This is a genomic window from Phyllobacterium chamaecytisi (assembly GCF_020164455.1).
GTDB lineage: Bacteria > Pseudomonadota > Alphaproteobacteria > Rhizobiales > Rhizobiaceae > Phyllobacterium > Phyllobacterium chamaecytisi.
Map to the genome: position 1 here is coordinate 224082 of NZ_JAIQWW010000005.1, position 19336 is coordinate 243417.

Annotated in this window: 24 protein-coding genes; 14 read left to right on the plus strand and 10 right to left on the minus strand. The window is 56.0% G+C overall.

What is annotated here, in order from left to right; all coding sequences use genetic code 11:
- Positions 1-8: 8 nt before the first annotated feature.
- Complete coding sequence (gene secB, locus LB462_RS10215; protein ID WP_209998845.1) at positions 9-515, minus strand: protein-export chaperone SecB; 507 nt, start codon at positions 513-515, stop codon at positions 9-11.
- Between the two features lie 127 nt (positions 516-642).
- Positions 643-1125 carry an FxsA family protein gene (locus LB462_RS10220; protein WP_224507523.1) on the minus strand — a complete coding sequence of 161 codons (483 nt, stop codon included), beginning with the start codon at positions 1123-1125 and terminating at the stop codon, positions 643-645.
- Between the two features lie 178 nt (positions 1126-1303).
- On the opposite strand from LB462_RS10220, the gene LB462_RS10225 reads away from it, so the two are divergent.
- The 4 genes from LB462_RS10225 to LB462_RS10240 are packed head-to-tail and all read left to right on the plus strand — an operon-like array spanning position 1304 to position 4036.
- Positions 1304-1999, plus strand: coding sequence for a Tim44/TimA family putative adaptor protein (locus tag LB462_RS10225; protein WP_224507718.1), 696 nt, complete (start codon positions 1304-1306; stop codon positions 1997-1999).
- Positions 2000-2019: 20 nt separating this feature from the next.
- Positions 2020-3117: a murein transglycosylase A gene (gene mltA / locus LB462_RS10230; protein WP_224507526.1), complete on the plus strand. Its 1098-nt coding sequence runs from the start codon at positions 2020-2022 to the stop codon at positions 3115-3117.
- Entirely contained in the window at positions 3114-3668 is a 555-nt protein-coding gene (locus LB462_RS10235) for a Smr/MutS family protein (RefSeq protein ID WP_224507527.1), read from the plus strand. Before mltA ends, LB462_RS10235 begins: the two co-directional genes overlap by 4 nt.
- A complete protein-coding gene (locus LB462_RS10240; RefSeq protein ID WP_224507529.1) occupies positions 3665-4036 on the plus strand; it encodes a helix-turn-helix domain-containing protein in 372 nt (123 codons plus the stop codon). The genes LB462_RS10235 and LB462_RS10240 overlap by 4 nt, the downstream gene beginning before the upstream one ends.
- Here LB462_RS10240 and LB462_RS10245 read toward each other — a convergent pair.
- From LB462_RS10245 to hslV, 4 genes are all read right to left on the minus strand, one after another.
- Positions 4033-5001, minus strand: a complete 969-nt coding sequence (locus LB462_RS10245; RefSeq protein ID WP_224507720.1) for a DUF1402 family protein — start codon at positions 4999-5001, stop codon at positions 4033-4035. The two genes, LB462_RS10240 and LB462_RS10245, sit on opposite strands and share 4 nt — an antisense overlap.
- Before the next feature lie 165 nt (positions 5002-5166).
- A complete protein-coding gene (gene hslU, locus LB462_RS10250) occupies positions 5167-6474 on the minus strand; it encodes an ATP-dependent protease ATPase subunit HslU (protein WP_112524889.1) in 1308 nt (435 codons plus the stop codon).
- Positions 6471-7028 (minus strand): GNAT family N-acetyltransferase, encoded by a 558-nt coding sequence (locus tag LB462_RS10255; protein ID WP_224507530.1) that lies wholly within the window; start codon positions 7026-7028, stop codon positions 6471-6473. Before LB462_RS10255 ends, hslU begins: the two co-directional genes overlap by 4 nt.
- Complete coding sequence (hslV, locus tag LB462_RS10260) at positions 7018-7572, minus strand: ATP-dependent protease subunit HslV (protein WP_114429706.1); 555 nt, start codon at positions 7570-7572, stop codon at positions 7018-7020. The genes LB462_RS10255 and hslV overlap by 11 nt, the downstream gene beginning before the upstream one ends.
- A gap of 215 nt (positions 7573-7787) precedes the next feature.
- On the opposite strand from hslV, the gene hisB reads away from it, so the two are divergent.
- From hisB to coaA, 7 genes are read left to right on the plus strand one after another with little or no spacing between them, the layout of a single operon-like run.
- Positions 7788-8396 carry an imidazoleglycerol-phosphate dehydratase HisB gene (gene hisB, locus LB462_RS10265; RefSeq protein ID WP_112524883.1) on the plus strand — a complete coding sequence of 203 codons (609 nt, stop codon included), beginning with the start codon at positions 7788-7790 and terminating at the stop codon, positions 8394-8396.
- A gap of 3 nt (positions 8397-8399) precedes the next feature.
- On the plus strand, positions 8400-8885 hold the full coding sequence (locus LB462_RS10270) for a DUF2628 domain-containing protein (protein ID WP_224507532.1): 486 nt from the start codon (positions 8400-8402) through the stop codon (positions 8883-8885).
- Between the two features lie 2 nt (positions 8886-8887).
- Positions 8888-9538, plus strand: coding sequence for an imidazole glycerol phosphate synthase subunit HisH (gene hisH, locus LB462_RS10275; protein WP_112524879.1), 651 nt, complete (start codon positions 8888-8890; stop codon positions 9536-9538).
- Positions 9535-10278, plus strand: coding sequence for a 1-(5-phosphoribosyl)-5-[(5-phosphoribosylamino)methylideneamino]imidazole-4-carboxamide isomerase (gene hisA, locus LB462_RS10280; RefSeq protein WP_224507535.1), 744 nt, complete (start codon positions 9535-9537; stop codon positions 10276-10278). Before hisH ends, hisA begins: the two co-directional genes overlap by 4 nt.
- Positions 10275-11060: an imidazole glycerol phosphate synthase subunit HisF gene (gene hisF, locus LB462_RS10285; protein WP_224507537.1), complete on the plus strand. Its 786-nt coding sequence runs from the start codon at positions 10275-10277 to the stop codon at positions 11058-11060. The genes hisA and hisF overlap by 4 nt, the downstream gene beginning before the upstream one ends.
- Before the next feature lie 16 nt (positions 11061-11076).
- The gene (locus tag LB462_RS10290) at positions 11077-11400 is read left to right on the plus strand and encodes a phosphoribosyl-ATP diphosphatase (protein WP_224507540.1); all 324 of its coding nucleotides are present in this window, start codon (positions 11077-11079) and stop codon (positions 11398-11400) included.
- A 2-nt stretch (positions 11401-11402) separates the two neighbouring features.
- Positions 11403-12404 (plus strand): type I pantothenate kinase, encoded by a 1002-nt coding sequence (gene coaA, locus LB462_RS10295; RefSeq protein ID WP_224507542.1) that lies wholly within the window; start codon positions 11403-11405, stop codon positions 12402-12404.
- Here the strand turns inward: coaA and LB462_RS10300 are convergent.
- From LB462_RS10300 to LB462_RS10315, 4 genes are all read right to left on the minus strand, one after another.
- Complete coding sequence (locus tag LB462_RS10300) at positions 12391-13005, minus strand: alpha-ketoglutarate-dependent dioxygenase AlkB family protein (protein WP_224507544.1); 615 nt, start codon at positions 13003-13005, stop codon at positions 12391-12393. The two genes, coaA and LB462_RS10300, sit on opposite strands and share 14 nt — an antisense overlap.
- Before the next feature lie 73 nt (positions 13006-13078).
- Positions 13079-13537 (minus strand): peptidoglycan-binding protein LysM, encoded by a 459-nt coding sequence (gene lysM, locus LB462_RS10305; RefSeq protein WP_224507546.1) that lies wholly within the window; start codon positions 13535-13537, stop codon positions 13079-13081.
- A gap of 116 nt (positions 13538-13653) precedes the next feature.
- Positions 13654-14091, minus strand: coding sequence for an alternative ribosome rescue aminoacyl-tRNA hydrolase ArfB (gene arfB, locus LB462_RS10310; RefSeq protein WP_112524869.1), 438 nt, complete (start codon positions 14089-14091; stop codon positions 13654-13656).
- Between the two features lie 112 nt (positions 14092-14203).
- Complete coding sequence (locus tag LB462_RS10315) at positions 14204-15817, minus strand: phosphoenolpyruvate carboxykinase (protein WP_224507547.1); 1614 nt, start codon at positions 15815-15817, stop codon at positions 14204-14206.
- A 307-nt stretch (positions 15818-16124) separates the two neighbouring features.
- Here LB462_RS10315 and LB462_RS10320 point away from each other — a divergent pair, with 307 nt between their 5' ends.
- The 3 genes from LB462_RS10320 (at position 16125) to LB462_RS10330 (ending at position 19234) form a co-directional block, all read left to right on the plus strand.
- Entirely contained in the window at positions 16125-16844 is a 720-nt protein-coding gene (locus LB462_RS10320) for a response regulator transcription factor (protein WP_162701788.1), read from the plus strand.
- A gap of 144 nt (positions 16845-16988) precedes the next feature.
- Positions 16989-18776, plus strand: coding sequence for a sensor histidine kinase (locus LB462_RS10325; RefSeq protein WP_304610442.1), 1788 nt, complete (start codon positions 16989-16991; stop codon positions 18774-18776).
- Positions 18776-19234: an HPr kinase/phosphorylase gene (locus LB462_RS10330; protein WP_224507549.1), complete on the plus strand. Its 459-nt coding sequence runs from the start codon at positions 18776-18778 to the stop codon at positions 19232-19234. Before LB462_RS10325 ends, LB462_RS10330 begins: the two co-directional genes overlap by 1 nt.
- The last annotated feature ends 102 nt before the right edge of the window (positions 19235-19336 follow it).

Sequence of the window (19336 nt, forward strand, 5' to 3'; positions counted from 1 at the left end):
AGTCTGGCTCAGCTGACTTGCGCCTTGGCCTGCTCTTCGGCCATACGCTGCTGGAACATTTGGGCGAAATCGATGGGGTCGATCATCAGCGGGGGGAACCCGCCATTGCGTGTGGCTTCTGCAATGATTTGGCGGGCGAACGGGAACAGCAGGCGCGGGCATTCGATGAACAGCAGCGGCAAGAGGTGTTCCTGCGGGAAACCGACAAGCCTGAAAACACCGCCATAGACGAGTTCGGCATTGAAAAGGACGTCTTTGCCTTCGCTCGCCTTTGCCGACAGCGTGAGAACGACATCAAAATCGTTTTCGGCGATCGGATTGGCGTTGACGTTGACATTGATGCTGATACCGGGAGCATTTTCGCGCGGACGCAGCGACAACGGAGCGCCAGGGCTTTCAAAGGAAAGGTCCTTTACATACTGCGCCAGAATATTCAGCGTCTGCTGCTGAGCGGAACCGTTGCCATTTGTCGCTTCATTGCCGTTCTCGGCCTTTTCATCAGGCTTTTGAGCCATTGTCTGGAAACCTTCTTCTGTTACGTCCGCTTTGCACGGTTATCGAATGAATGCAGGGTCGCTAGCATGTGTGCCTCAACGAGGCAAGGCTCTCGCACTAGTCTCATAGTTCAATGGCACGCCAAACCTATGGTTTCGGGTTCCAGGGCGAGTCCGGATCAGGCTTGCTGGAGTAGTCTTCGGGATCGAGCTCGATGACCTGGTCCTTGATGCGCGATGTGTCGGGACGGCCACGACGGTGTTGGCCAGAATCGACAACGACCACACGATCACTGATGCAACGCCAGCCAAAGTCACGAACAGCGGGGATGAAAAGCAGCAGGCCTATGATGTCGGTGATGAATCCGGGTATGATCAGCAGGAACGCCGCGAAGACCAGCATGACACCATGAACCAGTTCGCGTTTTGGTGTACGGCCAGCGGCTGTTTCTTCGCGAATTTTCTGGATAAGGCCGAGGCCTTGAAAGCGTAACAGGAATACGCCGACAAAAATCGACAGAATTATCAGACCGAGTGTCGCTAGAACACCGATCTTGCTGCCGACTACAATGAAACCGGCGATTTCAAGAAATGGCAAAGCCAGAACGAAAAGGGGTACAAGAGATCGCAAACTAATTTACCTTTCAAAGGACATATCCGGATATTATCCATAGCCGGTGTCAATTTCATGCCTATATAGGATAGCGTGAAGAGTATTTGTATGATTGCAGTTGGCAATCTATATGTTTTTGGTATTTCGACGGAAGATTGAAAGCCGTAAACGAACATTAGGATGAATGGCAGGCGACATGGAATATCTGGACTTCGGAACGATTTTCTTTTTCGTGGCAGCAGTGGTGATTTTCCTGCAGCTGCGCAAGGTCCTTGGTCGCCGCACTGGCAGTGAACGCCCGCCGTTCAATCCCTATACACGTACCGCCGACGCCGATGACAAGGCCAAATCTGGCGACAATGTCGTTTCGTTGCCGCGACGCGGCGAAGTGAAGGAAAACAGCTTCGAAAAGATCGATGCCATTTCCAAGCCGGGTACGCCATTGAATGACGGCCTCCGCGCCATCCAGGACGCAGATCCTGCATTCGAGCCTGCGAAGTTCCTCGAAGGTTCGAAAATGGCCTATGAGATGATCGTCATGTCGTTTGCCGATGGTGACCGCAAGACGCTGAAGACGCTTCTGTCGCGCGAAGTCTTCGACGGTTTTGTTTCTGCTATTACCGATCGCGAAGCGCGCGGCGAGAAAGTGCAGTCGTCATTCGTCGGGATCAACAAGGCGGAAATCATCGGCGCCGAAATGAAGGGCACTGAGTCCCATGTTACGGTGCGCATCACCAGTGAACTTATTTCGGCAACGCTCGACAAGGATGGCGTCGTGATCGATGGCGACAAGGAAGCGGTTGCAGAGGTCAAGGATGTCTGGACCTTTGCGCGCGATACGCGGTCGAAAGACCCGAACTGGAAGTTGGTCGCGACTGAAGCCGAAGACTAAGTCAAAGGTTTCGGACGAGCATGCTGTCGCCCCTCTTCAAATTGGTGGATTTCGCTGACTGCCCCGGTTGGCGGGATGACCAGCACCTCGAAGCGTTTCGCGCGCTCGCTCGCTCGGCAGAACAGGTCCAAGTAAAGCCCTACAAATCCGGATCGCTCGGTATCAGCTTCGAGGCCCTTGCACCGATTTTTGCTGATTCACGTGAAACAATCGTCGAGACCGACGGTGAGGCAAGGGCCTTTTTCGAGAAATGGTTCCGTCCCGCGCTCATTGAAAATACCGAAGCAGCCGGTGGTTTTGTGACCGGCTTCTACGAACCGGAAGTGGTTGCCTCGCCGGTTCGCACTGCGAGATTTACCGTTCCATTCCTGCGCCGTCCGGCGGATTTGATCGATATCGATGACAACAATCGGCCAGAGGGCTTCGATCCCTATTTTGCCTTTGCGCGACAGACTCCGGCGGGCGTCGTCGAATATTTCGACCGGCCAGCCATCGAAAGCGGCGCGCTTGAGGGCCGAGGACTGGAGATCGCCTATGTGGAAAGCCAGATCGATGCTTTCTTCATCCACGTGCAGGGCGCTGCACGGCTAAAGATGACAGACGGTCGCTTGCGTCGCATCACCTATGCTGCAAAGACCGGGCATCGGTTCACCGGCATTGGCAAGATACTACTCGAAAGCGGTGAAGTTGCGCCGGACAGAATGTCTATGCAATCCATCCGTAGCTGGCTTGCCGATCACCCGGACAGAGCTCAGGCACTGATGTGGAACAACCGCTCTTACATCTTCTTTCGCGAAGCCGACGTTGACGATGCAACGTTGGGGCCAATCGCTGCCGCGAAAGTCCCCCTGACAGGCGGCCGGTCGCTTGCAGTCGACCGGCTCCTGCATACATTTGGCACGCCGTTCTATATTCATGCACCGGATTTAAAGGCTTTTGGCGGGGAGCGCTTTGCGAGACTGATGATCGCCCAGGACACAGGGTCCGCCATCGTCGGCGCAGCACGTGGCGATCTCTTTGCCGGTTCTGGCGATGCGGCGGGCGAGATCGCTGGGGGTATCCGCCATGAAGCGGATTTCTATGCGCTGGTTCCCCGCGTTCTTCTGGCAGACCGATGAAGAAGAAGTCAGCAAAGGATGAATTCGCCACTTTGGAGGATCGGATCCTCTGGGAAACGGTGGCCAAGACTGCCCGCCCGCTCAAGGGCAAGGAGAAGCCCACTTTTCTGATCGATGAAAAGAAAGAGCAGGGTTCGATACATCCGTCTGCACCGGAAAATCCGAGACCGGTCCTCGGAGCGGTAGAGGCGAAGCCGGCGCCGGCACATCGCCTGCATCCTATCGATCGGCCAACACACAAGAAGATCGCCAAGGGACGGGTTATTATAGAAGCGAGGATTGATCTGCACGGCCTGACCCAAAGCGAGGCCTATGGCTTGCTTCTCGGGTTCCTGCAACGCGCCCATCTGCGCAAGCTTCGGCATGTTCTTGTCATCACCGGAAAGGGTTCATCCATGGGCAGCGATGGCGTGCTGCGTCAGGCGGTTCCCATGTGGTTCATGACGCCGTCGTTTCGCATCCTGGTCAATGGCTATGAAGACGCCGCTCGCAATCACGGGGGCACAGGTGCGATCTATGTTCGCATGCGCCGTCAGCCGGAGGCACCGTGACGCCTTTTGGTGCAAAATTGCGCGATCTGCGCGCGGAACGCGGCATCTCGCAAAAGGATATGGCCAAGTCGATCGGAGTATCGGCCGCCTACCTGTCAGCTCTTGAACACGGCAGGCGCGGTCAACCGACCTGGGACAAGCTGCAGCGCATCATCCAGTATTTCAATATTATTTGGGACGAGGCCGAGGAATTGCAGCGGCTGGCGATGATCTCGGACCCGCGCATCGTCATCGACACCGGGGGGCTTTCACCAGCCGCAACGGAACTTGCCAACGTTCTTGCCACAAAGATCGGCGATATCGACGAAAAAACGGCCCGACTCTTGATCCGGACAATGGAAGCAGTGCCGGAAAAGCGAAAACGCTAGAAGAGGGCCCGCAACTGGTCGATTTTCTCGTTGACCAGCCAGCCGTAATAGTTCTCTTCCGGCAGTTGCGGCTGTTCGCCATTGGCGACACGAGCCAAGTTGGAGTCAGCCAGCGCCCGCGCACGGCTGTCGGCACCACCCGTATTGTAGAGTGTCGCCGTAATACCCGGATTTTTGGAAATGTCGAAGTCGGCAACGCGGCGGTAGACATCGATCGAGTGTTTTAACGTTGCCGCCATGTAGGGCAGGGTCAGATCCGGATCCATAATGGTCTTGTAAACATCAGCAGCGTGATCGGCATCGAGCTTCGGCAGGCCTGAATAGCGGTTGACCATGTCGGTCATCTGCAGCGCAATCAATGGGCTCAGTTGCCCCAAGCCAAAACTTTGCCCTGCGTAGAACGGTTGGAAGAATACTGCACTGAAACGATTGTTGGGGAAACGCTTGCCTCCAACAGATTTGCCGCGGAAATTCTCTTCCCAGACATTTTCGCGACATGTCCAAAGGCGCAAACTGTCTTTGAATTGTACACAAGAAGAAAATTGCGGACGTCTGACGAAGTCGCCGATTGTCTCACCCTGATAATCGAAGTTCAGCCCTTGCTGTACGTAGGAAATAGCTTTGACGTAATAAGTCTGGAGCCGGTCATAGGCATCGACATTATAGGTATGCTCGCCAACAAGTGCACCAACGATATGAACTGGATCAATACCATAAGTGCGCGCAACGCTGGCGATCTTCGATCGCAGCTTGGAGTCGGTTTTCAGCAGGTTGTATATTTTCTGATATTTCGCTTCGTATGTAGTGTTCAACTCGCGTGTTCGCTTGGCGGAAGCGGCTGGAACACCCGGCTGGGTCGCATTGCGGTTGCCTTCGGGAACAATGGTCACAGCCTGTGCCGGTTGCAATGTGACCAGCAACAGCGAGAGACAGCTTGTCGCGAAAAGGATCAGGTGGCGGTTCATCATCGGTCCAGAAATTGATTGGACGCTTCGAATAGCGCCTTGCACCCTCGAAAGCCAGAAAAACCTGACTGAAAGACCGTTCTGAAACAAAAATGCCCCCGCGTAGCACGAGGGGGCATTAAGGGATAAGTGATGATTATTCAAACACAAGGCCCGAGATAAGCGCTACAGTATGAACCGGGAGAGATCCGCATTCTTGGCAAGGTCTCCGACGGTCTCCCGTACATATTTGGCGTCTATCGTGTGTTCAGCGCCCGATTTGTCAGGTGCGTTGAACGAAATGTCATCGAGCACCCGTTCCATGACCGTTTGCAGGCGGCGGGCACCGATGTTCTCGACGGTCGAGTTCAGATCGACTGCGATATCGGCCAAAGCGTCGATGGCGTCATCGGTGATGTTGAGCGTGACCTCTTCAGTCGCCATCAACGCGATATATTGCTTGAGTAGACTGGCTTCCGGCTCGGTCAGAATGCGGCGCATGTCATCGCGGGTCAGAGCGCTAAGCTCCACCCGGATGGGCAGACGGCCCTGCAGCTCCGGCAGTAAGTCAGAGGGCTTCGAAACATGGAACGCACCAGATGCGATAAACAGGATGTGGTCTGTCTTGATCGGACCGTACTTGGTGGCAACGGTCGTTCCTTCAACCAATGGCAGCAAGTCCCGTTGCACGCCTTCGCGTGAAACACCGGCGCCCATGCCGCCATCACGAGCGGCAATCTTGTCGATCTCGTCAAGGAATACGATGCCGTCATCCTCGGCAGAACGCAGGGCTTCCTGGGTGATCTGATCCTGATCGAGGAGCTTGTCGGATTCGTCATTGATCAGGACACCGTACGACTCCTTGACCGTCGTTTTCACCGTCTTGGTGCGGCCGCCCATGGCCTTGCCCAGCATGTCGCTGAGGTTGAGCACGCCGATGTTTGCGCCGGGCATGCCCGGCAGTTCGAAATTCGGCATGCCTGAACCGGTGTCCGCAACCTCGACCTCGATCTCCTTGTCGTCGATCAGACCGTCGCGCAGTTTTTTGCGGAAACTGTCGCGCGTTGCCGGGCTAGCGGTCTTGCCCACCAATGCATCGAGAACGCGTTCTTCCGCATTGACATGCGCCTTGGCCTTCACATCCTCGCGCTTCTTTTCGCGCACGAGACCAATGGCGACTTCAACGAGGTCACGAATGATTTGTTCGACATCGCGGCCGACATAGCCCACCTCGGTAAACTTGGTTGCTTCCACCTTGATGAAGGGTGCACCGGCAAGCTTGGCGAGGCGGCGGGATATTTCCGTTTTACCGACGCCGGTTGGTCCAATCATGAGAATATTCTTCGGCATCACCTCTTCGCGCATCTGGCCTTCGAGCTGCTGGCGGCGCCAGCGGTTACGCAAGGCGATGGCGACGGCGCGCTTGGCGTCATTTTGGCCAATAATGTAGCGGTCGAGTTCGGAGACGATCTCGCGAGGGGAAAATGTTGTCATTGTAATCTCGTTTCCTGCCCGTCGTCGGGCGATTGTTCAAACACAAGGTCAGGGTTGTCCCGTGCCATCATGAGGGCCGGACCGTAAACGGATGTCCGGGTATCGAAAGCGACGAAGCCCGCCTTTTCGTATGCCTTGATTGCCTGGCTGTTAGCGGGGTCAGGATCGACGATAACGCGAGGCACGCCTTCTTCGAAGAGAAGCGACACGAACTCGTCAAGCAGACGAGGACCGTGGCCTTGACCGATCAGATCGGGTTCGCCGATGAACTGGTCGAGTCCGAGTGTCCCGGTCGGCTGATCTTGGTAAGGGTGATCATCCTCCAGGTGTGGATCGTAGGTCTGCAGATAGCCAATCGCTTCATCGCCAAGCATGATGATGAACGGCTCCACGGACACGCTGTCCATATGTTCCGCGATTGACGCCATCTCTACGTCGGCATCTTCATTCCACCATTTCGCCACATGCGGCTTCGCCAGCCATTCCGAAATCATGTTCAAATGGCGGGGTTCCACCGGGATGAAGCGGTAGCGATAGATAGGCTCATTCGGCATCAAGAGTCTCGAGTGTGACGCTCGTATTCGTATAGATGCAGATATCCGCAGCGATCTGCATGGCGCGGCGGGCGATCTCTTCGGCGCTCAAATCCGTATCGGCAAGGGCGCGTGCAGCGGCTAACGCATAATTGCCGCCGGAGCCAATGGCCATGACACCATGTTCGGGTTCAAGCACGTCGCCAGTACCGGTCAGCGCAAGCGTGACCGACTTGTCGGCGACAAGCATCATGGCTTCCAGCCGGCGCAGATAGCGATCGGTGCGCCAGTCCTTGGCGAGTTCGACACAGGCGCGCGTCAATTGATCCGGATATTGCTCGAGCTTGCTTTCCAGCCGCTCAAGCAGGGTGAATGCATCGGCGGTGGCACCGGCAAATCCGGCGATGACATTGCCTTTGCCAAGTCGGCGTACCTTGCGCGCGTTGCCTTTCATGACCGTATTGCCGAGGCTGACCTGCCCGTCGCCGGCAATGACGACCTTGCCATCCTTGCGGACAGTGACAATCGTGGTTCCATACATGGTTGAGGGATTGTGTTCTTGCATTCGATTCTCCTTCAAGCAAATTCGATTATGCCCCAAACGGCAGCAGATCGAACCCCTTCTGTTCCACTTATGTATGAAGCGCTCGCAGAATTGCAAATGCTGCTCAGGTCACGACCTTGGTCTGCGCCATCAAAGCATTTGGAGATTCGCCATTCGTGTTTTAGAAGGCCTCATTTGGAACGGTTTTTTACAAACCCCTGTGGCGGGAAACAGTAATGACAAGCGTCAACACACGCACCGCGAAGATAGAGCGAAGCACCAAGGAAACCAGCATTGCCGTTTCGGTCAATCTGGATGGTACAGGGGCGTTCGATATTTCTACTGGCGTCGGCTTCTTCGACCATATGCTGGAGCAGCTCTCCCGTCACTCTCTGATCGACATGGATATCAAAGCCAAGGGCGACCTGCATATCGATGATCACCACACAGTGGAAGATACGGGCATCGCCATCGGCCAGGCCATTGCCAAGGCGCTGGGTGATCGCCGCGGCATCACCCGTTACGCCTCGCTGGATCTCGCCATGGATGAAACGCTGACTCGCGCTGCCCTCGATATCTCGGGCCGTCCGTTTCTCGTATGGCAAGTGGAGTTCTCCGCGGCAAAAATCGGCACCTTTGATACGGAACTTGTCCGTGAGTTCTTCCAGGCGCTGGCGCAGAATACCGGAATGACATTGCACGTATCGAACCTTTATGGCGCCAACAATCACCATATCGCCGAGACCTGCTTCAAGGCGGTCGCGCGCACGTTACGGCACGCCATAGAAACCGATCCCCGGCAGAAGGATGCCATTCCATCTACCAAGGGTACTTTGAAAGGCTGAAACATGGCCAGTTTCATTGTGTTGGCACCCGAGCTGGACGGCCAGCGTGACGATGACAAAACCGTCTTCGTCAGGGACGGCTTTGCCTTGCTCGCCTTTATCCTGACTGTTCCCTGGCTGCTGGTGCAGCGGCTATGGTTCGAAGCGGCGGTCGTTTTTGGATCGATGGTCGTGATTTCTGGAGTGGGCACCTATACGGGCCATGAAGACATGGCCGGGTTTATCACGGCATTGCTTTCGCTCCTCGTGGGTTTTGAAGGCAATAATTGGCGCATCGCGGCGCTCGAACGCCGCGGCTTCCGCCTGCTTGGTGTTGTCGACGCGCGCAAAGCAGACGACGCTGAAACGTCCTGGTTCCTCGGTGAAAACTTCGTTTCATCGCCTGAAGTATCTGTGAGCGCCCGCCCGGCGGCGCCTTCGCTGCAAGTCACCCACAAGCCGGCGCTCAGCGGTATGGTGGGTCTCGTGAGCCATCGCGGGGAAAACTGAGCATGCGCGTTGCCATCATCGATTATGGGTCGGGCAATCTCCGCTCCGCAACAAAGGCATTCGAGCGTGCCGCGCGGGAAAGTGGCGTTGATGCGAGCATCGATCTGACAGCCGATGCTGACCGGGTCCGTACGGCTGATCGCATCGTCCTTCCGGGCGTTGGCGCCTATGCCGATTGCCGCCGTGGCCTCCATGCGGTCGAGGGCATGGTCGAGGCAATCCATGAAGTAGCCGTGGAAAAAGCGCGGCCGTTTCTCGGGATTTGCGTCGGCATGCAGCTGATGTCGTCGCGCGGGCTGGAAAAGACCATTTCGACAGGCTTTGACTGGATCAAGGGCGACGTTCGCGAGATGGTGCCATCAGACCCGGCGTTGAAAATTCCGCAAATCGGCTGGAACACGATCCGGCTTACCCGTCCGCATCCATTGTTCGACGGAATTAAGACCGGGCCGCAAGGCCTCCATGCCTATTTTGTCCATTCCTACTTTCTCGATGCCGAGATGGAAAATGATGTCGTCGCCGTCACAGACTACGGCGGGCCGGTTACCGCTGCCGTAGCCAATGACAACATGGCGGGGACACAGTTTCACCCTGAAAAGAGTCAGGCACTGGGCCTCGCTCTCATCGCCAATTTTTTAAGGTGGAATCCGTGATCCTTTTTCCGGCAATCGATCTGAAAGACGGCCAGTGCGTGCGGCTGAAGCTTGGCGACATGGATCAGGCGACGGTCTACAACGCCGACCCGGCCGCTCAGGCCAAAGCCTTTGAAGATCAGGGGTTTGAGTGGCTGCATGTGGTTGATCTGAATGGGGCTTTTGCCGGCCAATCAATCAATGGCGCTGCGGTCGAAGCGATCCTGAAGGCCACGAGAAATCCTGTTCAGCTTGGCGGCGGCATCCGCACACTCGATCATATCGAAAGTTGGCTGACGAAAGGCCTGTCGCGGGTCATCGTCGGCACCGTTGCCGTGCGTGATCCGGCGTTGGTGATCGAGGCCTGCAAGCGCTTTCCAGGCAAGGTTGCCGTCGGCATCGACGCCAAAGGCGGCAAGGTTGCCGTTGAAGGCTGGGCCGAGGCGTCGACATTGGGTGTGATCGAGCTTGCAAAGAAATTCGAGGGTGCCGGTGTCGCGGCGATCATCTACACGGATATCGACCGTGACGGCGTGCTTACGGGCATCAACTGGGAATCGACACTGCAACTTGCCGAAGCAGTCTCGATCCCGGTCATCGCTTCCGGCGGCCTTGCGTCCATCGCCGATGTCGTTCGCATGACCATGCCCGACGCACAAAAGCTCGAAGGCGCGATTTCCGGCCGCGCGCTTTATGACGGTCGTATCGATCCTGCAGAAGCATTACAGGTGCTTCGCGATGCAAGGGAGCGCGCCGCATGACCCTCAAAGCCCGCGTCATACCCTGCCTCGACGTCAAGGACGGACGTGTTGTCAAGGGCGTAAACTTCGTCGATCTCATCGATGCCGGTGACCCGGTCGAGGCGGCGAAGGCCTACGACGCTGCGGGCGCAGACGAACTCTGCTTCCTCGACATCACGGCTTCTTCCGACAATCGCGAGACAATTTTCGATGTAGTAGCTCGTACCGCCGAGCAGTGCTTCATGCCGCTGACGGTCGGCGGAGGGGTGCGCACTGTCGCCGATATCCGCAAGCTCTTGCTGGCGGGTGCCGACAAGGTATCGATCAACACCGCTGCCGTGGACAATCCCGACTTTATCGCCGAGGCCGCGGACAAGTTCGGCAACCAATGCATCGTCGTCGCCATCGATGCCAAGAAGGTATCACGCGATGACGAGGCCGATCGCTGGGAAATCTTTACCCATGGCGGAAGACGGGCGACTGGCATCGATGCCATCGCGTTTGCACGCAAGGTGGTCGATCTTGGTGCGGGCGAAATTCTGCTGACCTCGATGGACCGCGATGGCTCGAAGATCGGCTACGACATTCCCGTCACGCGGGCGATTGCCGATGCGGTTCGTGTCCCGGTTATCGCTTCCGGCGGTGTTGGTAATCTCGACCACATGGTTGAAGGCATTCTCGAAGGCCACGCTTCGGCAGTGCTGGCCGCTTCCATTTTTCACTTTGGCACCTATACGATCGCGCAAGCGAAAGCCTATATGGCGGCGGCGGGTATCCCGATGCGCCTGGACCCTGTCGGCTGACTGGAGATCTAATCTTATGAGTTCATTTACGCTTGCTGATCTCGAACGTATCGTGGCGGAACGCGCCACGTCAGCAGACACTAAATCCTATACGGCCAGCCTTTATGCCAAGGGCGTTGGCAAGGCGAGCCAGAAGCTGGGAGAGGAAGCGGTTGAAACCGTCATTGCCGCCGTCTCCAGGGACAGGCAGGGTGTTATTTCGGAAAGTGCAGATTTGCTCTATCATCTTCTCGTCGTTCTCGGGATCTCTGGCATAAAACTCGGAGAAGTGCTGGAAGAGTTGGAGCGGAGAACGGCGCAGACCGGACTTGAGGAAAAAGCCGCGCGAGGACATGACTGATCATGTTTAAAGCTCCGGCTCTTGAACGGCAGACGGGAGAGGATGTCGTGGATCAGTTGGCACCAAGCGAGTTTTCGCCTTATCGGTTTTACAGTGCCGAGAGGTGGGCGGAATTTCGCGCTGATACGCCACTGACGCTAACCTATGATGAGGTCAAGCGGCTGCGCTCTCTCGGCGATCCGATCGATCTCGACGAGGTGAGCAGGATTTACCTATCGCTGTCGCGGCTGTTGTCGGCGCATGTCGAGGCAAGCCAGCTGTTATTCTATCAGCGCCGCCAATTCCTCAATACCGGAGACGCCTTCAAGACACCGTTCATTATCGGCATTGCGGGCTCGGTAGCCGTTGGCAAATCTACCACCGCGCGCGTGCTGAAAGAACTGCTCGCCCGTTGGCCATCGAGCCCCAAGGTCGATCTGGTTACCACAGACGGTTTTCTTTACCCGAACGAGGTGCTTCGAGCCAAAGGTTTGATGGAGCGCAAAGGTTTTCCCGAGAGCTACGATGTCGGCATGGTTTTGCGGTTCCTGTCGCAGATCAAGGCCGGCCAGCGCAACGTCAACGCGCCGCTTTATTCGCACCTGACCTATGATGTGCTGCCGGGCCGCTATCAGACTGTCGATGCGCCGGACATCCTTATTTTCGAAGGGATCAATGTGCTTCAGGTCCGTGATCTGCCTGAAGACGGCAAAACAGTGCCATTCGTGTCGGATTTCTTCGACTTTTCAATATATATCGATGCCGATGAAGAGCAGATACACAATTGGTACATCAGCCGCTTCATGCGCTTGCGGGAGACGGCGTTCAAGGATCCGAGCTCGTTCTTCCATCGCTATTCGACAATTTCGGATGATTCCGCGCTGGCCATCGGCGAAAGCCTTTGGGCAAACATCAATTTGAAGAACCTGCGGGAGAATATTCTGCCCACGCGGCCGCGCGCCGATCTGATTCTACGCAAGGGTGACAATCATCTGGTCGAGGAAGTTGCGCTCAGGAAGCTGTAACCCGTCTAAGCGTCAAGTTTATGCGGCCCGTACTTTTCAACAGCGTCGAAGTGCCGGGATAAATGCGGTCGACGCCGTGAAACGCCATGCGGCCTTCTCCGCCAAGTACGATCACGTCGCCGCTGGACAGCCTGATCGATTGCGTCTTGTCATTGCGGTTCGTGCCGCCAAAGCGGAACAGGCACGTATCTCCGAGCGAGACCGAAACAACCGGCGCGTTCAAATTCTGTTCGTCGCGATCCTGATGCAGGCCCATTTTCGCCGTGTCGGAATAGAAGTTGACGAGGCACGCCTCCGGCAGAAGCGGAAAATCGCCGACTTCCTGCCAGAGTTCGAGCAAGCGCTGTGGAATAACCGGCCAAGGTCTTCGCGTCACAGGATGGACGGCTTGATAACGATAGCCGCCTTCCTTGTCCGTAACCCACCCGAGCACACCGCAATTCGTCATACGCACGCTCATTTCCTTGCCGGTCTTCGGCATTGCAGGAACGTAAAGCGGTGCTTCAATGACAACGGCCCGGATGTCCTCGACCAGCGCAGCCTGTTCGGCCGGATCAAAATGTTCGGGGAAGTAGCGAATGCCGGGGGCCAGCAAAAGCATCGTCTATCCAACTATCTAAATTCAAAGGCCCGGCCGCAATAGGGAGCCGGGCCGTTTGGCAATGGAGATGCGATCAGCCGAGTTCGGGAATCCTCAGCACCTGACCTGGATAAATCTTGTCGGGGTGCGTGAGCATCGGCTTGTTGGCTTCGAAGATGAGCGTATTCTTCGCACCCTTGCCCTTGCCATACTGCGACTCGGCGATCTTCCACAAATTGTCGCCCTTCTTTACCGTATAGAACACCGGTTCCTTGGCGACGGAGCCAGTGGTAACTTCATCGACCTTCAGCCCTTCGGTCTCGACTTTGGAGATGCCGAGTGAATTTCCAACGGCGATGATCGCCTTTTCGAGTACTTCCTGATTGGTGACATTGCCCTTCAGAACGGCTTTGTCACCTTGAACCACAACCTGGACATTTTCAGTACCAAGCTTGTGGGAATCGAGTTCCTTCTTTAGCGCATCGGCACTTGGCTCGTCGTCGCCGATGCCGATTTTCTTGCCTACGGATTTAACGAAATCAAATAGTCCCATGTCTGGCTCCTGTTGATTGTTCAAACCGAAATAGTGTTGTGGCATTACGTGAAGCAGTTGAAAAGCCAAGATTAATACCTGCGGTTAATATTCGTTTCTATTAACAGGTTCTGACTCTAATCTCCCTTCACCTTGCCGCGCATCTTTTTGACATCGGCGCGTCCTGATTTTTCCTTGAGACGGCGCTCGATCGATCCCTTTGTTGGTCTGGTTTTCTTGCGCGGTGGCGGTGGCGGCTCTGCGGCCTTCGCAATCAGTGCAATCATGCGTTCGCGAGCGTCCTGCCTGTTGCGCTCCTGCGTGCGAAAACGGTTGGCCTCGATAAGCACATCGCCGTCTTTGGTCGCCCTTTGGCCCGCAAGTTTGATGAGGCGCGCAAAAACATCGTCTGGTAAACCGGCACGTGCCGCCAAGAATCGCAGTTGCACAGCCGTCGAGACTTTGTTGACGTTTTGTCCGCCGGGGCCGGCAGAGCGAATGAAGCTTTCCTCCAGATCGTCCTCGTCGATCCAGATTCTATTGCTTATTCTGATCCGGCTGCGGCTCTCTTCCATGAAAGGATTGGTAGCCTAATCTTTGATTCGCGGAAAGCACCACTCAGTGCCGAAAAAATGCAGAAAACCCCGCTGGACAGCAGCGGGGTTTTGATTTGAAAAAATGAGGCGATTATTCCGCAGCGACCGGCGTATGCGGAGCTGCCGCCCTGACGTCGCCGTCAACGTGGCCTTCGAACTTGCCAAAGTTGCGAATAAACATATCAACCAGCTTTGTTGCCTGGGCATCATAGCCGGGCTTGTCCGCCCAGGTCGAGCGAGGATCGAGGATTGCATCATCTACGCCCGGCACGGCAACAGGCACTGCAAAACCGAAATTCGGGTCCGTCCGGAACTGCGCGTTCTTCAGCGAACCGTCGAGCGCCGCGGCAAGCAGCGCCCGCGTTACCTTGATGGGCATGCGCTTGCCTATGCCATGGGCGCCACCGGTCCAGCCTGTGTTTACGAGCCAGCAATCGACATTGTGATCGGCGATCAGCTGCCGCAGGAGATTGCCATATTCCGACGGATGACGCGGCATGAAGGGCGAACCGAAACACGTCGAGAATGTTGCCTCGGGTTCGGTCACGCCGCGTTCCGTACCGGCGACTTTGGCGGTGTAGCCGGAGAGGAAGTGATACATCGCCTGTGCCGGCGTAAGTTTGGCGATAGGCGGCATGACGCCGAAAGCATCCGCGGTCAACATGATGATGTTCTTCGGATGGCTTGCCTTGCCGGTCTTCGATGCATTCGGGATGAAGTCGAGGGGATACGCACAGCGCGTATTTTCCGTCAGCGAACCATCGTTGAAGTCCGGCTCCCGGTTTTCGTCGAGAACGACATTTTCAAGCACAGTGCCGAAACGCTGGGTCGTCGCGTAGATTTCCGGTTCCGCCTCGGCGGAAAGGCGAATGGTCTTGGCGTAGCAACCACCCTCGAAATTGAAAACACCGTGCTCGCCCCAGCCATGTTCGTCATCACCGATCAGTGTGCGGGTAGGATCAGCGGAGAGCGTGGTCTTGCCCGTACCAGAGAGACCGAAAAAGACGGCAGTGTCGCCGTCCGGACCCTCATTGGCCGAACAATGCATCGGCATGACGCCCTTGGCCGGGAGAATATAGTTGAGCGCCGTGAAGACGGACTTTTTCATCTCGCCGGCATAGGCCGAGCCACCGATCAGCACGATCATGCGATTGAGATCGACAGCGATTACGGTTTCCGAGCGCGTGCCATGCTTTGCGGGATCGGCGCGGAAGGACGGAAGGTCGATGATCGTCATCTGTGGCACGAAATCAGGCAGGGCGGCACGATCCGGGCGGATCAGTAAATTGCGAATGAACAGTGAATGCCAGGCAAATTCAGTGATGACGCGCGTGTTCAGTCTGTACTCTTCGTCGGCGCCACCGATGAGATCCTGGACAAACAGTTCCTTGCCCGTTGCCTGCTCCATAAAATCTGCATAGAGCAGCTCAAATGCCTCAGGTGACATCGGCGCGTTATTGTCCCACCAGACATGAGCGTCGGTTGACGCGTCGCGCACGACGAATTTGTCCTTTGGCGAGCGCCCGGTATGTTGGCCGGTACGAGCAACAAGCGCACCTTGCGCCGTCAGCTCCGCTTCGCCTCTGCGCAAGGTCTCCTCGTAGAGTTCCGCGGCTCCCAGGTTATAATAGACCGCCGAAACATCCTTCAAGCCTGAGGTGCCGAGCGCGATCGTCGCGTTATGAATACCGGTCTCTCTAGTCATGTGTCCGCCATTGTTTAAGAATGCGTTGAGGGGTCAAGTTAACACGTGCTGCTTTCTGCATCTTCCAGCATGAATGCGGCTACCCATGTTCAAAAGCAGAAATATTGAATAGTATCAAACGTTTAATCGATTTAAAGAATTTAAATTTTTTTAAATCGTTTTAAATAACGGAAATTTTGGTCATCCTTCCGTAAGCGTAAAAGCAGGTGAATCCTGCAGGGATGACACGACTCGCGATCTGTGCCACATTTTGTACCTAATTTGTCCGGCACAAGCACAGTTGTTTTGATGACATGAAAGGCAGGGCATGAGGGAAGTACCCGCAATGCAGACTATTGCGCTCGTCGACGACGATCGCAATATTCTGACATCCGTATCGATCGCGCTTGAATCGGAGGGCTATCGTGTCGAAACCTATACAGACGGTGCCTCTGCACTCGATGGTTTGATGGCCCGTCCGCCGAATCTCGCCATTTTCGACATCAAGATGCCGCGCATGGATGGGATGGAACTTCTGCGTCGTCTGCGTCAAAAGTCCGATTTGCCCGTCATTTTCCTGACCTCCAAAGACGATGAGATTGACGAACTGTTCGGGCTCAAGATGGGTGCCGATGATTTCATCACCAAGCCGTTTTCACAGCGCCTCCTCGTCGAGCGGGTAAAGGCCGTCCTGCGCCGCGTCGCGGCAAGGGAAAGCGCAGCAAAGCCCGGCAGCCCCCAGACAAAATCGCTTGAGCGCGGCCAGCTTGTCATGGACCAGGAGCGTCACACCTGCACGTGGATGGGTGAACCGGTGACGTTGACCGTGACCGAATTTCTGATCTTGCACTCGCTGGCCCAGCGCCCGGGTGTTGTCAAAAGCCGTGATGCGCTGATGGATGCAGCCTACGATGAGCAGGTTTATGTAGACGATCGCACCATCGACAGTCACATCAAGCGCCTGCGCAAGAAGTTCAAGGTCGTCGACGATGATTTCGATATGATCGAGACGCTTTACGGCGTTGGCTATCGCTTCCGCGAAACCTGATCGTCAGACTGGTTCTTCTCAAGGGGACTTCAGTGCGAAAACGCACCTGTGCTTTCAAAGCTACGTGATCCGCTGTAAAACAAGGTTGTCTCGTCGCTGCATGAATGCGATGAGCCAACCGAATCATGATGTTCTGAGGCAAAGATGGTAGCCGAACTGCAAGGCGGCAATATCACGCGCAAAAGCGCCGTTATGCGCCGCAAGCGTTCGCTGGCTTTGCGCCGTTTTTTTCGTCCGCTGAACCGCGTCTTTGGCAACTATCTGTTTTCGAGCCTGACCCGGCGCATTCTTTTTCTTAATCTGGCCGGCCTTGCCGTGCTTCTGTCCGGCATCATGTACCTCAATCAGTTCCGCGACGGATTGATCGATGCTCGCGTTGAGAGCCTGATGACGCAGGGCGAGATCATCGCGGGTGCCATAGCGTCATCGGCGACGGTCGATACGAACTCCATTGCCATCGACCCAGAGAAGCTGCTGGAACTGCAGGCTGGTCAGAGTATTACGCCGTCGCCCGACGTCCTGGACAATCTCGATTTCCCCATCAATCCAGAGCGCGTGGCGCCGGTTCTGCGCAGGCTGATCTCACCGACGCGGACGCGTGCTCGCATCTATGACCGGGATTCCAATCTGCTGCTGGATTCGCGCCATCTTTATTCGCGGGGCCAGGTTCTGCGGTATGAACTTCCGCCGATCGATGGCGAGGAACCGAGCTTTTTCGAACGCCTGACCAACCGCATGACACGGCTTTTGCGGCGCAGCGACCTGCCGGTTTATCAGGAGCAACCCGGCGGCAATGGATCCTCTTATCCCGAAATCATGAAGGCGCTGACCGGTTCTCCGGCAACCGTCGTCCGCATGACGGAAAAGGGAGAGCAGATCGTCTCGGTCGCAGTGCCGATCCAGCGGTTTCGTGCCGTGCTCGGCGTGCTGCTTCTTTCGACCGAAGGCGGCGATATCGACAAGATCGTTCAAGGCGAACGCTATGCGATCATCCGGGTCTTTACGGTTGCCGCGCTGGTCATGGCTATTTTGTCGCTCTTCCTCGCGTCAACAATTGCCAATCCGCTTCGGCGTCTTGCTGCCGCTGCCGATCGTGTCCGGCACGGGGTGAAGAATCGCGAGGAGATACCGGATTTTTCCGAGCGGCAAGACGAAATCGGCCACCTTTCGACATCGATCCGCGACATGACCAATGCGCTCTATGCTCGCATCGAGTCGATTGAGAGTTTTGCCGCCGACGTGAGTCACGAACTCAAAAATCCACTGACTTCGTTGCGAAGCGCCGTAGAGACGTTGCCGCTTGCCAGAAACGAAGAGTCGAAGAAACGGCTCATGGATGTGATCCAGCACGACGTGCGCCGCCTCGATCGCCTGATCACCGATATCTCTGACGCCTCGCGACTGGACGCTGAACTCGCACGTGAGGATTCAGAGCACGTCGATCTCAAATATCTGCTGGGCAATCTCGTTACAGCTGCGCGAGAGGTCCGGCGGAACAAGAAAGATACCCGCATCGAACTGGTAGTCGGTAAGTTGCCGAACAACAGGAAGGGTTTCTTTGTCGCCGGCCATGATCTACGGCTCGGCCAGGTCGTCTCCAATCTGATCGAAAACGCGCGGTCTTTCGTTCCCGTCGAGGACGGCGTTATCACAGTGACCCTGGAGCATATGGGCGACCGCATCCGCATTACCGTCGAAGACAACGGCCCAGGTATCCGGGTAGAACAGATCGACCGGATATTTGAGCGGTTTTATACGGATCGTCCATCCGGAGAGGCCTTCGGGCAGAACTCGGGCCTGGGATTATCCATCAGCCGTCAGATCATCGAGGCTCACGGCGGCACGTTGAATGCCGAGAACATCATCGACCCCAAAGACTCTGACAATTATCTCGGTGCGAAGTTCATCGCCATTATTCCAGTCGAGGTCTGATGATTGTCGAGCCGGATCGGCATGTGCACGCGACCGCGGTCCTCATCGGCGATCGCGGTATTCTGATCTCGGGCCCTTCCGGATCGGGTAAATCATCGATTGCCAGTGAACTGATGCGGCGAGCGGTTGCCAGAGGCGCATTTGCTGCACTGATCTGCGACGATCAGTGTCTTTTGCAAGCCATATCCGGCCGCTTGGTCTGCGCTGCCCCTGCCTCGTTGCAGGGCGGGTTGGAGGTGCGCGGCTCGGGCTTGCATACGGCTGATTTTGAAACTTGCGGGGTGATCCATCTTGCCGTTGAACTGACCAAGCCCGAACAAGCCGTTCGATTTGCGAGTGACGCTAGAATAGTGCTCGAAGGCGTCGCGATCCCACATCTAATTTTACCTGAACGGGAGGTGGACGCAGCTTGCCGGGCCGTGGAGGCGAGGCTTTTCCGGGCGTTTTGGAAAAAATAGGACAATCGATTCAAATGGTTGCAATGTTGCACTGCGATAAAATGACTGACCGTCTTGCTCAGGCCATTTTTCCGCTTGCCTTCACGATTCGTCCTGCCAAAA

Coding starts and splice junctions, on each gene's coding strand:
- secB (WP_209998845.1), bottom strand. CDS start 515: ATGGCTCAAAAGCCTGATGAAAAGGCCGAGAACGGCAATGAAGCGACA.
- LB462_RS10225 (WP_224507718.1), top strand. CDS start 1,304: ATGGAATATCTGGACTTCGGAACGATTTTCTTTTTCGTGGCAGCAGTG.
- mltA (WP_224507526.1), top strand. CDS start 2,020: ATGCTGTCGCCCCTCTTCAAATTGGTGGATTTCGCTGACTGCCCCGGT.
- LB462_RS10235 (WP_224507527.1), top strand. CDS start 3,114: ATGAAGAAGAAGTCAGCAAAGGATGAATTCGCCACTTTGGAGGATCGG.
- LB462_RS10245 (WP_224507720.1), bottom strand. CDS start 5,001: ATGAACCGCCACCTGATCCTTTTCGCGACAAGCTGTCTCTCGCTGTTG.
- hslU (WP_112524889.1), bottom strand. CDS start 6,474: ATGACAACATTTTCCCCTCGCGAGATCGTCTCCGAACTCGACCGCTAC.
- LB462_RS10255 (WP_224507530.1), bottom strand. CDS start 7,028: ATGCCGAATGAGCCTATCTATCGCTACCGCTTCATCCCGGTGGAACCC.
- hslV (WP_114429706.1), bottom strand. CDS start 7,572: ATGCAAGAACACAATCCCTCAACCATGTATGGAACCACGATTGTCACT.
- hisB (WP_112524883.1), top strand. CDS start 7,788: ATGACAAGCGTCAACACACGCACCGCGAAGATAGAGCGAAGCACCAAG.
- LB462_RS10270 (WP_224507532.1), top strand. CDS start 8,400: ATGGCCAGTTTCATTGTGTTGGCACCCGAGCTGGACGGCCAGCGTGAC.
- hisH (WP_112524879.1), top strand. CDS start 8,888: ATGCGCGTTGCCATCATCGATTATGGGTCGGGCAATCTCCGCTCCGCA.
- hisF (WP_224507537.1), top strand. CDS start 10,275: ATGACCCTCAAAGCCCGCGTCATACCCTGCCTCGACGTCAAGGACGGA.
- LB462_RS10290 (WP_224507540.1), top strand. CDS start 11,077: ATGAGTTCATTTACGCTTGCTGATCTCGAACGTATCGTGGCGGAACGC.
- coaA (WP_224507542.1), top strand. CDS start 11,403: ATGTTTAAAGCTCCGGCTCTTGAACGGCAGACGGGAGAGGATGTCGTG.
- LB462_RS10300 (WP_224507544.1), bottom strand. CDS start 13,005: ATGCTTTTGCTGGCCCCCGGCATTCGCTACTTCCCCGAACATTTTGAT.
- lysM (WP_224507546.1), bottom strand. CDS start 13,537: ATGGGACTATTTGATTTCGTTAAATCCGTAGGCAAGAAAATCGGCATC.
- arfB (WP_112524869.1), bottom strand. CDS start 14,091: ATGGAAGAGAGCCGCAGCCGGATCAGAATAAGCAATAGAATCTGGATC.
- LB462_RS10315 (WP_224507547.1), bottom strand. CDS start 15,817: ATGACTAGAGAGACCGGTATTCATAACGCGACGATCGCGCTCGGCACC.
- LB462_RS10320 (WP_162701788.1), top strand. CDS start 16,125: ATGAGGGAAGTACCCGCAATGCAGACTATTGCGCTCGTCGACGACGAT.
- LB462_RS10325 (WP_304610442.1), top strand. CDS start 16,989: ATGGTAGCCGAACTGCAAGGCGGCAATATCACGCGCAAAAGCGCCGTT.
- LB462_RS10330 (WP_224507549.1), top strand. CDS start 18,776: ATGATTGTCGAGCCGGATCGGCATGTGCACGCGACCGCGGTCCTCATC.